Origin of the sequence: Streptomyces sp. NPDC046862, assembly GCF_040704615.1 — a bacterium.
In the GTDB taxonomy this organism is placed as follows: Bacteria; Actinomycetota; Actinomycetes; order Streptomycetales; family Streptomycetaceae; genus Streptomyces.
Genome location: NZ_JBEYXP010000010.1, coordinates 14,580 through 30,583, shown reverse-complemented (window position 1 = coordinate 30,583; position 16,004 = coordinate 14,580). Strand labels below are relative to the sequence as shown.

Here is a 16,004-nt window from a genome sequence, read left to right as displayed (position 1 = left end):
CACGACTCTTGCTGTAAGGCTTTCGTTGGCGATACGGTCACGCCGACGCCCGGCAGCGAAGCCGCCACCTGCCGTGCCGTGGCGCGGGGTCGGACCCGATCGAGCCGTAGTCGCAAGGAGTTCAGGCCTGTGATACCCAGATGGCCGGCGCCCCGGACGCGCCGTTCCACCCACGCCAGACACGCCGGAAGAATCGCGGCCGCCACCGCGACCGCCCTCGTCGCCCTGCTCGTCCAGCCCGTCGAGTCGGGCGCCGCCACCCGGCCCGCGCCCCCACCCCCCTCCGACGCCGAACTCGCCCGCACCGCCGCCCGCCACGACCTCACCCGCGAGCAGTTCTACTTCGTCCTGCCGGACCGTTTCGCCAACGGGGACACCGGCAACGACAAGGGCGGACTGACCGGCTCCCGCCTCAGCACCGGCTACGACCCCACCGACAAGGGCTTCTACCAGGGCGGCGACCTCAAGGGCCTGACCAAGAGGCTCGACTACATCAAGGGGCTGGGCACCACCGCCATCTGGATGGCCCCGATCTTCAAGAACCGTCCCGTGCAGGGCGCCGGGAGCAACGCCTCCGCCGGCTACCACGGCTACTGGATCACCGACTTCACCCAGGTCGATCCGCACTTCGGGACCAACAAGGACCTGGAAACCCTCATCTCCAAGGCGCACGCCAAGGGCATGAAGGTCTTCTTCGACGTCATCACCAACCACACCGCCGATGTCGTCGACTATGAGGAGAAGTCGTACGACTACCTCTCCAAGGGCGCCTTCCCGTACCTGACCAAGGACGGCAAGCCCTTCGACGACGCCGACTACGCGGACGGTGGCAGGAAGTTCCCGCCCGTCGACGTCGACTCCTTCCCGCGCACACCGACGGTCGCCGCCGCGGACAAGAACGCCAAGGTCCCGTCCTGGCTCAACGACCCGACGATGTACCACAACCGCGGCGACTCCACCTTCGCCGGCGAGAGCGCCACGTACGGCGACTTCGGAGGCCTCGACGACCTGTGGACCGAGCGTCCCGAGGTGGTCCGGGGCATGGAGAGGATCTACGAGCGCTGGGTGCGCGACTTCGACATCGACGGCTTCCGGATCGACACCGTGAAACACGTCGACATGGACTTCTGGACCCAGTGGGCGACCGCGCTCGACGCCTACGCGGCCAAGCGGGGGCGCAAGAACTTCTTCATGTTCGGCGAGGTCTACTCAGCCGACACGTCCGTCACCGCGCCGTACGTCACGCGGGGACGCCTCGACTCCACGCTCGACTTCCCCTTCCAGGATGCGGCCCGCCAGTACGCCTCCCAGGGCGGCAGCGCCCAGAAGCTGGCGTCGGTCTTCGGCGACGACTACAAGTACACGACCGACAAGGCCAACGCCTACGAACAGGTCACCTTCCTCGGCAACCACGACATGGGCCGCATCGGGTACTTCCTGAAACAGGACAACCCGAAGGCGACGGACGCCGAGCTACTGGCCAAGGACAGGTTCGCCAACGAGCTGATGTTCCTCAGCCGCGGCAACCCCGTCGTCTACTACGGCGACGAGCAGGGCTTCACCGGCTCCGGGGGCGACAAGGACGCCCGCCAGACGATGTTCGCCTCCAAGGTCGCCGACTACCTCGACGACGACGAGATCGGCACCGACCGCACGCACGCGAGCGACTCGTACGACGCGAGCGCCCCGCTCTACCGGCAGATCGCCGCGCTCAGCAAGCTGCGCAAGGACAACCCCGCCCTGACGGACGGCGTCCAGACACAGCGGTACGCGGCTGACGGCTCCGGCGTCTACGCCTTCTCGCGCACCAGCACCAGCACCAGCACCAGCACCAGCACCGGGACCGACAGGACCGAGTACGTCGTCGCCTTCAACAACGCCGACGGGGAGAGGACGGTCACCTTCGCGACCGGCTCGGCGGGCATGAAGTTCCGCGGTATCTACGGGACTTCGGGCGATGTCACCTCCGACGCCGACAAGAAGGTCACCGTCACCGTCCCGGCGGGTTCGGCGATCGTCCTCAAGGCGGCGGGCAAGCTCGCCGAGCCCGCCACCAAGCCCACCCTCACCCTCCGGGCCCCCGCCCCCGGAGCCACCGGCACCGTCGAGATCGGCGCCGATGTCGACGGCGGGCAGCTCAACCGCGTCGTCCTCGCCGCCCAGACCGGCAACGGAAAGTGGAAGACCCTCGGGTCCGCCGACCACGCGCCGTACAAGGTCACCCAGACCATCGGCAAGGACGTGGCGCCCGGAACAGCCCTGCGGTACAAGGCAGTGGTGAGGGACTCCGCCGGCCGTACGGCGAGCGCCACCGCCGCCTCGACCACCGGTCCCCCGCCCGCCCCCGAGACGCCCACCGCCTCCTCCCGCGACTACGCGGTCATCCACTACCAGCGCACCGACGGCGACTACGACGACTGGGGCCTGTACGCCTGGGGCGACCTCGCCGAGGGGGAGGGGACCACCTGGCCCGACAGCCACCCCTTCACCGGCCGCGACGCGTACGGCGCCTTCGCCTACGTCAAGCTCAAGCCGGGCGCCTCGACCGTGGGCTTCCTCGTCATCGACAAGGACGGGAACAAGGACGTCTCCGCCGACCGCACGATCGACGTCACGAAGACCGGCGAGGTCTGGATCCAGCAGGGCAAGGAGGCCGTCCGCACGGAGAAGCCGACGGCCGACTACCCCGAGCAGGACAAGAGCAAGGCCGTCCTCCACTACCACCGCGCCGACGGGAACTACGACGGCTGGGGACTGCACGTGTGGACCGGCGCCGCCCGGCCCACGGACTGGTCCACGCCCCTGAAGCCGGTGCGGACCGACCCGTACGGCGCGGTCTTCGAGGTACCGCTCACCGACGGCGCCACCAGCCTGAGTTACATCCTCCACAAGGGCGACGAGAAGGACCTCCCCTCCGACCAGTCGCTCGACCTCAAGGCCAACGGCCATGAGGTGTGGCTCCTGAACGGTCAGGAGAAGTACCTGCTCCCGCAGCCCGCCGGCTCCGCCGCCGCGCTCGACCTGACCACCTCCAAGGCGGTCTGGATCGACCGGAACACGGTCGCCTGGAACGGTGTCGACACGGCCGCCTCCACCCAGCTGCTGTACTCGCCCACCGGCTCGATCACGGTCGAGGACGGCACGCTGACGAGCGACGACGAGCGCTGGCTGCGCCTGGAGAGGACCAGCCTCACCGACGCACAGAAGGCGAAGTTCCCGCATTTGGCGTCGTACACCGCCTGGTCGGTCGACCCGCGCGACCGCGACCGGGTGCGCGAGGCCCTGCACGGCCAGCTCGTGGCCTCGCAGCGGGCTGTTGGGGGCACCTCCCAGGCTTTCGGCACTGGGGGAGGGGCTGTCCTGACGGCGACCGGCGTCCAGATCGCCGGCGTGCTGGACGACCTGTACGACGCCACGAAGGCGGACCTCGGGCCCACCGTCCGCGGCGGCCGTCCCACGCTCGCCGTATGGGCGCCCACCGCGCAGTCCGTCGCCCTCGACCTCGACGGCACGAGCGTGACCATGAAGCGGGACGACACCACCGGCGTCTGGTCCGTCACCGGCGGGAAGTCGTGGAAGGGGAAGCCGTACCGGTACGTCGTCAAGGTCTGGGCCCCGAGCGTCGGCAAGATCGTCACCAACCGCGTCACCGACCCGTACTCACTCGCCCTGACCGCCGACTCCGAGCGCAGCCTCGTCGTCGACCTGGACGACCGGTCACTGGCCCCCGGCGGCTGGTCGTCCTACCGGAAACCCGAGGCCGTGCCGCTGAAGGACGCGCAGATCCAGGAGCTGCACGTCCGGGACTTCTCGATCGCGGACGACACCGTCCCCGCCAAGGACCGGGGCACGTACGTCGCCTTCACCGACAAGGGCAGCGACGGCTCACGGCACCTGCGGAAGCTGGCCGCGTCGGGGACGTCGTACGTGCATCTGCTGCCCGCCTTCGACATCGCCACCATCCCCGAGAGGAAGGCCGACCAGGCGGGAGTCGACTGCGATCTCGGCTCCTACGCCGCCGACTCGGACCAACAGCAGGAGTGCGTGGCGAAGGCCGCCGCGAAGGACGCGTTCAACTGGGGCTACGACCCGTACCACTACACGGTCCCGGAGGGCTCGTACGCGAGCGACCCGGACGGGACGCGGCGCACGGTCGAGTTCCGGAAGATGGTCAGGGCGCTGAACGACGACGGGCTCAGGGTCGTGATGGACGTGGTCTACAACCACACCACCGCCAGTGGGCAGGCCGCCACCTCCGTGCTCGACAAGGTGGTGCCCGGCTACTACCAACGGCTCCTCGCGGACGGCTCGGTGGCCACCTCCACCTGCTGCGCGAACACCGCGCCCGAGAACGCCATGATGGGCAAGCTCGTCGTGGACTCGATCGTCACCTGGGCCAGGGAGTACAAGGTCGACGGGTTCCGCTTCGACCTGATGGGCCATCACCCGAAGGCCAACATCCTCGCCGTCCGCAAGGCACTCGACGCGCTGACCCCCGAGAAGGACGGCGTGGACGGCAAGAAGATCATCCTGTACGGGGAGGGCTGGAACTTCGGCGAGGTCGCCGACGACGCCCGGTTCGTCCAGGCCACGCAGCAGCACATGGCGGGGACGGGCGTCGCGACCTTCTCCGACCGGGCGCGTGACGCCGTGCGCGGCGGCGGCCCCTTCGACGACGACCCGCGGGTGCAGGGCTTCGCGTCCGGCCTGTACACCGACCCCAACTCCTCGGCGGCCAACGGCAGTCCGGCCGAGCAGAAGGCACGGCTGCTGCACTACCAGGACCTGATCAAGGTGGGCCTCAGCGGCAACCTGAAGTCCTTCACCTTCACCGACACCAGCGGCAGGCGGGTCAGGGGCTCCGAGGTCGACTACAACGGCTCGCCCGCCGGTTACGCGGACGCGCCCGGTGACGCCCTCGCCTACGCCGACGCCCACGACAACGAGTCGCTGTTCGACGCGCTCACCTACAAGCTGCCGCCGTCCACCACTGCCGACGACCGGGCCCGCATGCAGGTCCTCGCCCTCGCGACGGCCGCCCTCTCCCAGGGACCCGCGCTCTCCCAGGCGGGCAGCGACCTGCTGCGCTCCAAGTCCCTGGACCGCAACTCGTACGACAGCGGCGACTGGTTCAACGCCATCCACTGGGACTGCCGGGACGGCAACGGCTTCGGGCGCGGACTGCCGATGGCCACCGACAACGAGTCCAAGTGGCCCTATGCCAAGCCCTTGTTGACGTCGGTCAAGGTGGGCTGTGAGCAGATCGATGGGGCCTCGGCCGCCTACCGGGACCTGCTGCGCATCCGCACCACCGAGGACGTCTTCTCGCTCGGCACCGCCGGCCAGGTGCAGACGGCGCTGTCCTTCCCGCTCTCCGGTGAGGACGAGACGCCCGGCGTCATCACCATGGGCCTCGGCGACCTCGTCGTCGTCCTCAACGCGACGCCCGAGCGGCAGGAGCAGCGGATCGCGGAGCTGTCCGGAACGGCGTACGCGCTGCACCCCGTACAGGCCTCGGGCGCGGACCCTATCGTCAAGTCCTCGTCGTACGCGGCGGAATCGGGCACGTTCGCCGTTCCGGGGCGTACTGTCGCAGTGTTCGCCCGGGGCGCGCGGTAGAGCATTAGCGTGAGTGGCGCGGGTCCCCGTACTCCAGCAGTCCAGGGGCCCGCGTCACCGACCGCGTCCCCGGCAGCCCGCGAGGATCGCATGGCCGAGCAAGAAGACAGCACAGTCCTGGTGGTCGACGACGCGGCCGCCAGCCGGTACGCGATGGGTGCCGTCCTGAGCCGCGCGGGGCACCGGGTCGTCCCCGTCGCCAGCGCCGGTGAGGCGCTCGTCGAACTCGACGTACGGCTGCGCACGGGCGCCCTGCCCGACGTGGCCCTCGTCGACGTCGGGCTGCCCGACATGAGCGGCTTCGAGCTCTGCCGCCGGCTCAAGGCGGTGCCGCCGACGGCCGCGCTGCCCGTCGTCCACTTCTCCGCCGCCTCCGTCGCGCCCAGCGACCGGTGCCGGGGCCTGGACGCGGGCGGTGAGGCGTACCTGACGGTGCCCGCCGAACCCGAGGAGATCCAGGCGGTGGTCCGGGCCGCCGTGCGCGGCGCCCGGATGCTCAGTGACGCCGAGGCCGTCGCACGGCATCTGACGCTGCTGTCGGAGACCATCGTCTCCGTCCAGGCGGCACGCTGCCCGCGCGAGCTCGCGGACGCGGCCGCCGAGGGAACCTCCCGGCTCAGCGGCGGCCCGGCCGCCGTCTTCGTCGTCGGCGACAGCGGCGAGCTGTACTGCGGCACCCGGCGCGGCCGGGCCGCCACGGGGCTCCCGGACATCGCAGCGCGCGAGACCGTGGTCCGGCTGATCAGGGGGATCGCGGCGCGGACCGGCGGACCGCACGTCACCGTCGTGCCCGCACCGCTCTGGCCGCCCGGCTTCTTCCACCCCCGGTCCACCGCCGACGTCCGCCTCGTCGTGACCCGCACCCAGGGCGGCAAGGCCGCCGTCTGCCTGGCCACCCCCGCACACGGCCCCAGATCCCGGACACCGCGCGCCGACACCCTGGTCGCCCGCCTCGCCCAGGCCACCGCACTCGCCGCGGAACCCCTGCTCCTCTACCAGGCGGAACGCCACCTCGCGCTCACCCTCCAGAACAGCTTCCTGCCCAGGAGACTGCCGGAACTGCCCGGCGTCGACGTCGTCGTCCGCTACGTGCCGGCCTCCCGGGACACCGAGATCGGCGGCGACTTCTACGCGGCCCTGCGCACCTCGCACGGCGTGCTCACCGCGGTCGGCGACGTCGTCGGGCACTCCCTGGACGCGGCCACCGTCATGGTCGAGATCCGGCACGCCCTGCGCGCCTACTGCGTCGAGGAACCCGACCCCCGCGCGCTCGCCCGGCGACTCGACCGGATGCTGCAGCAGTACCACCCCGACAGCACGGCCACCGTCTGCCTGGCCCTGGTCGACCCCGCCACCGGGCACACCCGGATCGCCAACGCCGGCCACATCCCCCCGCTGGTCATCAGCGACCAGGGAGGCGCCGAGTACGTCGAGGCGGCCGGGCCGCTGCTCGGGCTCGGGCTCGACCGGCCCGCGCCCACGGAGATCGTCCTCAAGCCCACCGACCGGCTCCTCATGGTCACCGACGGCCTCGTGGAGAGCCGGGGTACGGACCTCGCGGTCTCGCTGGACCAGTTGCGCACCGCCGCCGCCGAGGCCCCGCACGGCCCGGCCGCCCTGTGCGACACGCTGCTGGACTGCTTCGGGCGGGACCGGGAGGACGACATCGCGCTGCTGGCGCTGCGGCTAGGGTGAGCGGCAACGGTCCCAGAACAGGAGTGCCCATGCCGCAGATCACCGTCGACTACTCCGCGCCGCTCTCCGAGGGCTTCGACCGGCGCGGGTTCGCGCTCGCCCTGCACGACGAGGTGGTGGAGATCGCCGCCGCGAAGTACGAGGCGTGCAAGACGCAGTTCCGTGCCACCGAGGACACGACGGTGGGGCGGGACGAGGGCGGACATGCGGTCGTCCACGTGACGCTGGGGTTGCTGGCCGGGCGTACGGAGGAGACGAAGGTGCGGCTCACGGAAGCGGTGCTTGAGTTGCTCCGCAGGTTTGTGAAGCCGGAGGCGGGGCTGGCGTTGCACGCCTCGGCCGAGGTGCGGGATCTTGACGCGTCGTACCGGAAGTTTGATGCGTAGTCGCGCCGTTGGGGGTGCGGATGGTTTTCGGCTGCGGGGCCGTCGTGGCTTGTCGCGCCCGCGCGGCGGAGCCGCACATGTCACAGCCCCGCGCCCCTAACGCGGCGCCCCCAGCGCTACCAAGCGGTCCACCAGGTCCGTGAACGGACCGTCCGTCGGTTCGTCCTTGAGTATGCGGCGCAGGAGGTCCGCCATCTCCTCGTCGTACGCGGCGCTCACCGCTGTCAACGCGGCGAAGTCGTGGACGAGTTGGGCCTCCAGCTCCTGGCGGGGGATGCGGCGGCCGTCCAGCCAGATCAGGGCCGTGGACTCGGCGAGGGAGATCCAGGAGCGGATCACCAGCTCCAGCCGGGCGGGCGGGTTGTCGATGCGCAGGTGGGTGAGGATCTGGTCGTACGCCGCCTGGCGTACGCCGTCGATGAGCGCGTTGGTGCGGGAGACCGCGTCCCGGGAGCGGAGGCCGTCCCGGGGGACCGCCGGGCCGCCGCGCATCAGCGCCGAGAAGCCGGGCCCGTGCTCCTCGACGAAGTCGAAGAAGCGGCGCATCACGCGCAGCAGCCGGGCGCCCAGGGGGCCCTCCCGCGGTTCCATGAAGCGCGCGGCCAAGTCGTCGGAGGCGCGCTTCAACGCGGCCTCGTAGAGGCTGAGTTTGCCGGGAAAGTAGTGGTAGACCAGCGGCCGCGAGATGCCCGCGGCCGACGCTATCTCGTCGATGGAGACCTCGTCGGGTGAGCGTCGGCTGAACAGTTCAAGGGCCACGCCGATCAACTGCTGCCGCCGCTCCTCGACACCCATTCTGCGGCGAACCCCGGTCGTCATGCGAACACCTTACCGATCGGATCCGGCCGCCAACGGACCCGACCGGCCAAGGTTGTTCACATCTTCAGTGCAAAGCGGTCACCGGCACGCTCACCTCAGTCCAGTGATCGAACGGCCGTCGGGCAGCGTGCCCTTCAGGTCGGCCAGGGCACCCTGCCGCGCGCGTACCGCCAGCAGGTTGCCCTCGGCGGATCCGCTGAACCTGCCCTTCGCGCTGACCGAGGTCGTGCCCCGGTCGCCGGCGGCGAGCAGGTACCAGGTCCCCTCGCCCGACTTCCACAGCACACCGGCCAGGACGTGCGGGGCACGGGCGCCGCACGCGGGGGAGTCGTCGGCCTTGGCGGCGACGGCCCCGTACCGTGCGCCCGGCGTCTGGAGCTGGGCCAGCACCCGCGTGCCGCCACTGCGCCAGGTCTCGGCCCTGGTGCACACCCAGGTCGCCGTGCCGGCCCAGTCGGGCAGTGACTGCCGGGCGTAACTCCAGGCGTTCACGGACCGCACGCCCCGCGCCCGCGCGGCCGCCAGCGAGCACGCGTACGGCGACCAGGTACCGAGCCGCTCCCCTGTCGCCTCGCGAGGAGCGGACGGCCGCCCGGTGGTCAGGTGCGCGGGAGTCAACTCGGCGAGGTCGGTCAGCAGACTGGCGCCGTCGGCGTCGCTCAGCTGGAGCACGGTCCACGACCGGCACTTGCCGGCGCGCAGCGCGGGACTCCCGAACGCGCCCGTCACCCCGTCCTTCGACACCGGGAGCTCCGACGTCCCGCCGTCCGGCTTCATCAGGTCCCGTACGGCCGCCTTCGTCACCCAGGGCGCCGTCAGATAGCGGACGTTGCCGTCGGTCCGGTCGAGCACCACCGCGCTCGCCTCGGCCCCACTCGCCCCGTCCACCCGCGCGAAGTCCAGCGCGGCCCCGCCCGTGCCCTTCTTCGGCTCGGCGTACCGCGCGACGCGCAGCCCGTCGTAGAGCAGCACGACCCGGGCGGAGTCGACCACGCCCGCGTACAGCAGCTGCGGCGGGCCGGGGGGCCCGCCGGCCGGGGTGCCGGGGGTCGACGAGACCTGTACGGACCCTCCGGGACGCGCCCACACGGCGAGGGCCCGTCGCAGCAGGGCCTTGTCCCCGGTGAGCTCTCCGCGTGCGGGCCACACCCCGAAGTCGGTGCGGGCGGACTTCTTCCATGCGGTGGCCGACGCCTTCGTCAACGTGCCCGGGTCCAGGGCGGCTTCGGCCGCCGGGTTCCGCGCGTACGGCGGTGCGGCCGCGCCGTCGGGGCCCCAGCCGCCCCCGGGAATGACGAACAACGCGCCGCACACGGCCGCCGCGGCCGTGGCGGCGAGAGCGGCCTTCACGTGCTGTCTGCGCCGCATCAGGTCGGTGGGGCGGGCCTGGAGCGAACAGGGGTCGAACTCGGGGGAGTCGAGCAGGGCGGCTTCCCGCGGTGGGATGTCGCCCGCTTCGGTCAGTGCCGTCTGCGGGTCCTCGACTCCGGCCGCGTCCAGCACGCCCCGTACGTCCGCGGCGGTCAGCTTCTCCAGGCCCCGCAGGACGTACGCCGCCCGTGCCGGGCCCGAGAGGGCCGACAGGCGTTGGTCCAAGGCGAGTTCGTCGGCTCCGCCCGAGCGGGGGAAGAGGCGCAGTCCCCACACCTGGGGGAGCAGGGGTGGCAGCTGGGAGCGCTTGGGCCAGGGCCGGAGCCGCAGGGGGTGGCCGGCCTCCAGCGCGGTGCGCAGGACCTGGAGGCGGACGTAGGTGTAGCCCGGGCCGCCGTCACCGCCCGTCGCCGGGGCCGGGATCGCCGGGATCGCCGGGGCCGATGTACGGCCCCGGGGGAGGGCCCGCTGGGTGAGGGCGTGGGCCGTCAGGACGCGGCGGGTGCGGCCGAGGGTCGGTGGCAGCACGAGGTAGGCCAGCCGGACGAGGCGCGGGTAGTGCTCGACGAGCGCGGCTTCGGCCTGGCCGACGTCTACGGTCGGTTCGGTGGAGGGGGCTGGGGGGCGTGGGGCGACATCCTGTGACTGCACGTTCAGCAGAACGAGCGAATCCTTTGATGGTCACTTGCCGTGAGCGGCGGCGGCGGGGGCGAGAATCGATTGAGCGGTGAGCGCTCGTGGGCCGTATCGAAGGACAGGGCCCTTGCCGGGGCTCTCAGCGACATGGGCCGGAACGGTCCCGGAGGTAGGTACGGATGAGTGTGACGCGGAAGAGGCTGGCAGGGAGCGCGCTCGGAGCGCTCGCCGCCCTGCTGGTGCTGACCGGCTGCGGCTCCGACGGCGGCAAGAAGGAGGCCAAGGAGGCGAAGGTCCCCCAGACCGCGACCGGCAGCCTGGAGCACATCGCCAGCCAGGCGGGCTGCAAGCCGAACATGCAGACGGACGCGGACACGATCCGCCAGGCCATCTGCAAGAACTCCGACGGCAAGTTCGTCCTCGCGACCTTCGCCACCGACCGCGGCCAGGCCGAGTGGCTGAGCGGGGCCAAGGACTACGGCGGCTACTACCTCGTCGGCCGCAAGTGGGTCGCCGTCGGCGAGCAGAAGACGGTCAACGCGCTGCGCGGCACGCTCGGCGGGACCATGGAAGAGGGCTCCGCCCACATGAATCCTGGTGGCAGTCACAACAGTGGCTCTCACAACGGTTGACCGCGCGGGCCGGGGGACGAGCGAAAGCCGGCGGTGGGATCTCCCACCGCCGGCTTTCGCTCATGCGCTACCGGGTGCCTCTACTGGCAGTTCTGGCCGCCGTTGATGCACTGGACCATCTCGTTCATCGTGTTCTCGTCGAAGAAGTTGATGAAGTCGTTGTGGTCGGTGATCGGCTTGTGCAGCTGGTCCGGGAAGGAGTCCACCGCGAACGCGTTCTGGACCTGCCCGTTCTGGATCTGCGGGGCCTGCACGTCGTAGACCAGGCGGACCTGGAGCTGGGGGATGGCCTGGAAGCCGTTGCCGCAGCTGCCGTCCTCCTGGACGAAGGACACGTGCGTACGGTGGTTGGCGCTGTCGATGTTCTGGCCGTCCCAGCAGCTCTGGAAGTTGGACGTCCGCACCACGGAGCTGCCGTCGGGGCAGATCGGGTACTTGTCCGTCAGCTGCCTGTCCTCGAAGCCGGTGCAGCTCCAGTTCGTGTTGGCGTTGGCGAGGCCGTTCACGAAGGACTTGGCGTCACCGGTGATGATGCGCAGGGCCTGCGGCATCGCGACGACGTCGCTCTTCTTGTTGCCGACGAACTTCAGCTGGGCCTCGCTGGCCTGGATGATCGTGCCGACGTTGCCGTCCTGACCACCACCGGGGGCGTTGGCGTCGACGTCGTCCTGACCGTCCTGGACACGCAGCACCGGCCAGAAGTACGACGACTTGTCGCCCTGGTTCTGGCAGCTCGTCTGGCCGTTCAGCAGGTCCTGGTCGCTCGCGAAGGCGTCGTTGCCCTGGTTGCCGACGTAGTCGTGCTGGTGCTGGGCACCGTTGCTGACACCGGGAGCGACGATCACGTTGTCCGAGTTGCGGTTCTCGTTCTCGTTGGTGCCGCAGTCGGTGGTGAAGGTGCCCGTCGAACCGCCGTCGCCGTTCGCGGGGAGGCCGTTGCCGCCCACGCCCTTGGCGCCGCCGTTCGGCTGAACCTGGGTGATGTCCTGGAAGTCGGCCGCAGCCGGGCCGTTGCCGCCCTGACCGCCGTTCCCGCCCTGGTCCTGGCCGCCCTGGTCCTGACCACCTTGGTCCTGGCCGCCCTGCTGCTGACCGTCCTGGTTCTGGCCGTCCTGCTGCTGGCCCTCGCCCGCGGCCGTCTCGGCCTCCACACCCTGGCACTCGGCCATCTGGTCGGCTCCCTGCGGAGCCTTACCACCGGCGCGCTGGATGTTCTGGCCGATCCGGTCGATCGTGGCCGTCCGCTTGGACTTCAGCGGGCTGAGGATGGCGTTGTTGACATAACCGGGGTCGGCCGCCTGGTCCCGGCGCGTGTCGGCGAGTCGCTTGTAGGCCTCGGTGACCTGCTGGTCGAGCGTCGCCAGCTCCTTGTCGACGCCCGCGCGAGCACCATCCGGCACATCGGAGAGCTGCTGGCCGACATCGGGGCAGTCGATCGTCGCGACCTGCGCGCCCGCGGCCTTGACATTGTTCTGGTCCGACGACTCGCCTGCCGAGGCGTAGAAATTCGCCCAGACCAGCCCACCGCCCGCGACCGCCAGTGCCGCGGAGGCGGCAATGGCGCGAACGGCCAGCGGTGAGCGACGTTTCCTTGTATTGCGTCCCATGGAACTCCTCTGACTTCCTTGCGGGGCATCGAGGCGCCCGACAGGAGTGAAGCGGCTCCATCACATACGGGTGGTGCTCGTGGGGTGTTCAGAAACCTTGGAAAAAATCAGAAGTCCATGAGGTCAATTCGGGCGCAATGGGCACAGAGACCCATGCTTCAACGGCAGTTGAGGGGGGTAGCGTGTCGACTTTTGAATGAGGTTCAGCAATCGCCGCCGAACCGCTGAATCAAGTTCAGCGACCGTGATCCAAATACGCGAGGACCGCGAGCACACGACGATTGTCGTCGTCCGACACCTCAAGTCCCAATTTGGCGAAGATATTGGAGGTGTGTTTGGCGATAGCCCGTTCCGTCACCACAAGTCGCTCGGCGATCGCCGCGTTCGAGCGCCCCTGCGCCATCAGCTCCAGAACCTCCCGTTCGCGCGGGGTGAGACGGCCGAGCGGCTGGTCGTCCGCCGCCCGCCGGGTGAGCAGCTGCTGGATCACCTGGGGGTCCATCGCCGTACCGCCCGCGGCGACCCGCCGCACGGCGTCGATGAACTGGTCGGCGTCGAACACCCGGTCCTTCAGCAGATACCCGATCCCGCCCGTGCCGTCGGCGAGCAACTCCCGTGCGTACAACTGCTCCACGTGCTGCGACAGCACCAGCACGGGCAGTCCGGGCCGCTCCCGCCGGGCCTGGAGGGCGCACTGGAGCCCCTCGTCGGTGTGCGAGGGCGGCAGCCGGACGTCGACGACGGCGACGTCCGGCCGTAACTCGGCCAGGGCGCGGGCGAGTTCGGGCCCGCTCTCGACCGCCGCGGCGATCTCGAAGTCGTACGCCTCCAGAAGCCGGACCAGTCCGTCACGGAGCAGGAACAGGTCCTCGGCCAGGACTACGCGCAAGGGATCTCCATGGTGACCATGGTGGGGCCGCCCTCAGGACTGCTGACGGCCAGGACGCCGTCGAATGTACCCAGTCGCCGCTCCACTCCGGTCAGACCCGAACCGGCACCGATCCGCGCGCCGCCCCGGCCGTTGTCGGTGACCGTGATGCGGAGCGTGCCCGCGTCGTCCTTCACCTCATGGAGGTCGATCCAGATCCGGTCCGCTCCGGAGTGCTTGACCGCGTTGGTGAGCACCTCGCTGACGGCGAAGTAGGCCGCCGACTCCACCGGGGCGCCGGCGCGGCCGTCGAGGTCGACGTCCACCTCGGTGCTGATCGGCAGCCGCAGCGCCAACGCCCGTACGGCGTCACCGAGTCCGCGTTCGGCGAGCACGGGCGGGTGGATTCCGCGCACCAGGTCACGCAGCTCGGTGAGCGCCTCGGCGGAGTTCCGGCGGGCCTGGGCGAGCAGGTGCCTGGCCTTCTCCGGGTCCTTGTCGAGGAACGCCTCGACGGTGCCGAGGTCCATGCCCATCGCCACCAGCCGCGCCTGCGCCCCGTCGTGCAGATCCCGTTCGATGCGCCGCAGTTCGGCGGCCGAGGTGTCCACCGCGTCCCGCCGGGTCTCGGTCAGGACGCGGACCCGCTCGGCCAACTCGCCCTGGCGCGGGGCGAGGAAGGCGCGGGTGAGCTGGAAGTGGACCTTCAGCAGCCGCGGGTTGACGATGCGAGCCACGACGAGGAGGGCGAGGGCCAGGGCGGCGGCGCCGAACGCGGAGGCCTGGCCCGTGACCGGCACGAAGCCGTACCAGTACGCGCCGTCCATGGAGTCCGCCAGGATCCGCCACAGCCCGGCCGCCAGCGCGAACCCCTCCAGGGGGTACAGGAACAGCGCCGCCGGCAGCAGCGCGGTGAGGAACCCCGCCGTCATGTCGACCGGCAGCCACCGCAGGTCCCGCCAGGTCGCCGGGTCGCCCAGCATCCCGAAGGTGCGCCCCCAGGGGTTGGCGTCCTTCGGGATCTCCCGGTACGACGAGGGGATCCGCACCCCGCCCCACTCGGCCGCGAGGACCCGCCGCCAGTCCGCGAACGCCCGCACCCCCGTGAGCACCCACGGCGTCGTGACGATCCCGACCCCGATGGGTATCAGCACGATCGACACGGCGGAGAGCACGAAACAGAGCACCGCCCCCGGTAACGCCACCAGTGCCAGCGCGAGCCCCCGCACGGCCGCCAGGCCGGCCCCCCGCACCCTCGTACGGCTCTCGCCGCTCTTCGTCTCCGTGGTCATGGCGTCAGTCTCGCCGAGCGGGGAGCGGGGGTCACGGGGGTTGGGCGCCCGGTGCGGAGGTGGTGTCAGGTACACCACCGCCGACCGCGAGCACCTTCGCCTCCAGCGCCGGATCCAGGCCCACCGTCGGCCGGTCCGGGCGCAGGGGTGCCGTGCCGCCGATGGCCTGGAGCCAGGTCCAGGTGTCGGCCACGGTCTCGGTGACGGGGCGGCAGCGCAGGCCCGCCTCGACGGCCCGCGACACATCGGCGCCGTGCAGGGCGGCGTGCAGGTCGCTGCCCGGCGGCACCCACACCGGCAGTTGGGTCCACGGCTCGATGCCCGCGCCGAGGACGACGTCCGGGTCGGTCCACCTCAGCTCGGCGGCGTTGCCGGTGACGTCCACGCACGCGTCGAGCAGGGTGCCCATGGTGGCGTGTCCCCGGGGACTGATCAGGTTGTACGGCCCGCCCAGCTCCCGCTCCACCGCGCCGAGGATCCACTCCGCGAGGTCGCGGACGTCGACGTACTGGAGGGGCAGGTCGCGCGGCCCGGGAGCCAGTACGGGGCCGCCCCGGGCGATCCGGGTCAGCCACCAGGGCAGCCGGCCGATGTTCTCGTACGGACCGAGGATCAGACCGGCCCGCACGAGCAGCGAGCGGTCCGTGCCGAAGGCGTCCAGCGCCGCCAGCTCACCGCCCCGCTTGTCCCGGGCGTAGTCGGTCTGTTCCGAGTCCGCCGACGCGCCCTCCACCAGCCGCGCCTCCTCCGTGTACCCGGCGAGCCGGGGCCAGGCGTACACGGAGCTGCTCGACACGTACACGTACCGCCGTGCGCGGTCCCGCAGCAGCCGCGCCGCGTCACACACCGCCCTGGGTGCCGCCGACCAGGTGTCGACGACGACGTCCCACGTGTCCGGGGCACCGGCCAGGGAGGCAAGCCCGCCGGGCTCCGAGCGGTCACCCCGCAACGGCCGTACACCGGGCGGGGGTTCGTGCCGGCCCCGGTGAAAGACCGTCACGTCCCAGCCCCGCCCGAGCGCCGCCTCCACCACGGCTCGTCCCACGAACTCCGTACCGCCCAGCACCAGAAGCCTCATA

At 71.0% G+C, this 16,004-nt stretch carries 10 protein-coding genes; 4 read left to right on the top strand and 6 right to left on the bottom strand.

The window, feature by feature from the left end; translation table 11 throughout:
• Positions 1–129 precede the first annotated feature (129 nt).
• From pulA to AB0959_RS13220, 3 genes are all read left to right on the top strand, one after another.
• The gene (gene pulA, locus AB0959_RS13230; protein ID WP_366826482.1) at positions 130–5,619 is read left to right on the top strand and encodes a pullulanase-type alpha-1,6-glucosidase; all 5,490 of its coding nucleotides are present in this window, start codon (positions 130–132) and stop codon (positions 5,617–5,619) included.
• A gap of 90 nt (positions 5,620–5,709) precedes the next feature.
• Positions 5,710–7,314 (top strand): SpoIIE family protein phosphatase, encoded by a 1,605-nt coding sequence (locus tag AB0959_RS13225; RefSeq protein WP_366826481.1) that lies wholly within the window; start codon positions 5,710–5,712, stop codon positions 7,312–7,314.
• A 29-nt stretch (positions 7,315–7,343) separates the two neighbouring features.
• Positions 7,344–7,700: an isomerase gene (locus AB0959_RS13220; protein ID WP_366826480.1), complete on the top strand. Its 357-nt coding sequence runs from the start codon at positions 7,344–7,346 to the stop codon at positions 7,698–7,700.
• 96 nt (positions 7,701–7,796) lie between these two features.
• On the opposite strand, the gene AB0959_RS13215 is transcribed toward AB0959_RS13220, so the two are convergent.
• Both AB0959_RS13215 and AB0959_RS13210 read right to left on the bottom strand, forming a co-directional pair.
• Entirely contained in the window at positions 7,797–8,519 is a 723-nt protein-coding gene (locus AB0959_RS13215; protein ID WP_366826479.1) for a TetR/AcrR family transcriptional regulator, read from the bottom strand.
• Between the two features lie 90 nt (positions 8,520–8,609).
• Positions 8,610–10,541, bottom strand: a complete 1,932-nt coding sequence (locus AB0959_RS13210) for a hypothetical protein (RefSeq protein WP_366826478.1) — start codon at positions 10,539–10,541, stop codon at positions 8,610–8,612.
• Between the two features lie 164 nt (positions 10,542–10,705).
• Here AB0959_RS13210 and AB0959_RS13205 point away from each other — a divergent pair, with 164 nt between their 5' ends.
• Positions 10,706–11,158 carry a hypothetical protein gene (locus AB0959_RS13205; RefSeq protein WP_366826476.1) on the top strand — a complete coding sequence of 151 codons (453 nt, stop codon included), beginning with the start codon at positions 10,706–10,708 and terminating at the stop codon, positions 11,156–11,158.
• Positions 11,159–11,238: 80 nt separating this feature from the next.
• On the opposite strand, the gene AB0959_RS13200 is transcribed toward AB0959_RS13205, so the two are convergent.
• The 4 genes from AB0959_RS13200 to AB0959_RS13185 all read right to left on the bottom strand — a co-directional run bounded on the left by AB0959_RS13200 (position 11,239) and on the right by AB0959_RS13185 (position 16,003).
• The gene (locus AB0959_RS13200) at positions 11,239–12,765 is read right to left on the bottom strand and encodes a DUF1996 domain-containing protein (protein WP_366826475.1); all 1,527 of its coding nucleotides are present in this window, start codon (positions 12,763–12,765) and stop codon (positions 11,239–11,241) included.
• A gap of 235 nt (positions 12,766–13,000) precedes the next feature.
• A complete protein-coding gene (locus AB0959_RS13195; protein WP_366826474.1) occupies positions 13,001–13,654 on the bottom strand; it encodes a response regulator transcription factor in 654 nt (217 codons plus the stop codon).
• A complete protein-coding gene (locus AB0959_RS13190; RefSeq protein WP_366826473.1) occupies positions 13,645–14,925 on the bottom strand; it encodes a sensor domain-containing protein in 1,281 nt (426 codons plus the stop codon). The genes AB0959_RS13195 and AB0959_RS13190 overlap by 10 nt, the downstream gene beginning before the upstream one ends.
• A gap of 31 nt (positions 14,926–14,956) precedes the next feature.
• Positions 14,957–16,003, bottom strand: a complete 1,047-nt coding sequence (locus tag AB0959_RS13185) for an NAD-dependent epimerase/dehydratase family protein (protein ID WP_366826472.1) — start codon at positions 16,001–16,003, stop codon at positions 14,957–14,959.
• Between the last annotated feature and the right edge of the window lies 1 nt (position 16,004).